The 1,278-nt window shown below is 73.2% G+C and carries 1 protein-coding gene; it reads left to right on the forward strand.

Annotated features, from left to right (window positions below; all coding sequences use genetic code 11):
• A partial coding sequence (locus tag ACTIDRAF_RS31035; protein ID WP_016701283.1) for a transglutaminase TgpA family protein occupies positions 1-1,278 on the forward strand: 1,278 nt, incomplete at both ends.

Below are 1,278 nucleotides of genomic sequence, written 5' to 3' on the forward strand. Positions count from 1 at the left end.
CGCCCCCTCGCGGGCTCCGCGACGGACAGCGGCGCGCCCCGCAGCCGGTGGACGCCGGCGGCGACCGCGACGACGGCGCTGTCGGTGGCGGTGGCGCTGGCGGCGGGCGCCAGTCTCACCTTCATCGGGACCGAAGGGCGGTTCCCTGGTGGGAGCGGTGGCGGCGGGTCGGCTGACCAGGGCGGTTACGGCGTCGGGTTGAACACCTTCACCTCACTGCGCGGCCAGCTGGACCGGGACACCACGATCGAACTGTTGCGCATCGAGGGGATGCGGGAGCGGCAGTACCTGCGAGCCTTCACGCTCAGCCACTACGACCCCGGGGAGGGGTGGCGGCTCGGCCCCGTCGACGAGGGCGTCGACGTCGCCTCGGGGCGACCTCTGCCGCGCCCGGCCGGCAGCACCCTGCTGCCGGCCGAGAGCAACCGCATCCGCGTCGAGCCGTTGAACTACCAGGACCACTGGCTGCCCGTGTTCGGGGTGCCCACCAGGGTCGACGACGTCGCTCCCGGCTGGCGCTACGACGCCCGCTCCGGTCTCATCTACGCCGAGGAGAGCCGGCGGGCCACGCCCTACGCGGTCGAGGCCGTCGTGCCCGAGTACCCGCTCGAGGAGCTGCGCACGGCACCCCCGCCGGAGAACGTCGACCCGGTGTACCTCCAGCTGGAGGGGATCGCTCCCGAGGTGAGCGCGCTGGCCGAACGGCTGACCGCCCCCCACGAGGCGCAGATCGACAAGGCCAACGCGCTGACCTCCTTCTTCCGGAACCCCACCAACGGGTTCCGGTACAGCCTGGAGACCGAGACGGGCAGCGGATCGGACGCCCTCGCGGACTTCCTGTTCGAGGGTCGGACCGGGTACTGCGAGCAGTACTCCTCGGCCCTGGCCGTACTGCTCCGGTCGATCGGGGTGCCGGCCCGGGTCGCGGTCGGCTTCAGCCCCGGCTACCAGACGGGGACGTCCCGGTTGGTCACCAACAACGAGGCCCACGCCTGGGTGGAGGGCTACTTCGAGGGCTTCGGCTGGCTCTCCTTCGAACCCACCCCCCTCAACGACGGCCGGGCCGTGGAACCGGCGCACAGCATGCCGGAGGCCTCAGACCGGCCGGACCGCCCTGAGGAGACGGAGGCGGCGCCCACCACGACGGCACCCACCGACACCTCCACGACCACGAGCGACACCGCCCAGGCCGGCCCGGCCGAGGGCGGCGCCGAACCGGGCAAGGACGCGTTCCCCGTCGCCCTCTGGGTGTGGCTGGCGGCGGGTGTGCTCGTGTCC

Origin of the sequence: Actinoalloteichus spitiensis RMV-1378, assembly GCF_000239155.1 — a bacterium.
Taxonomy (GTDB): Bacteria; Actinomycetota; Actinomycetes; order Mycobacteriales; family Pseudonocardiaceae; genus Actinoalloteichus_B; species Actinoalloteichus_B spitiensis.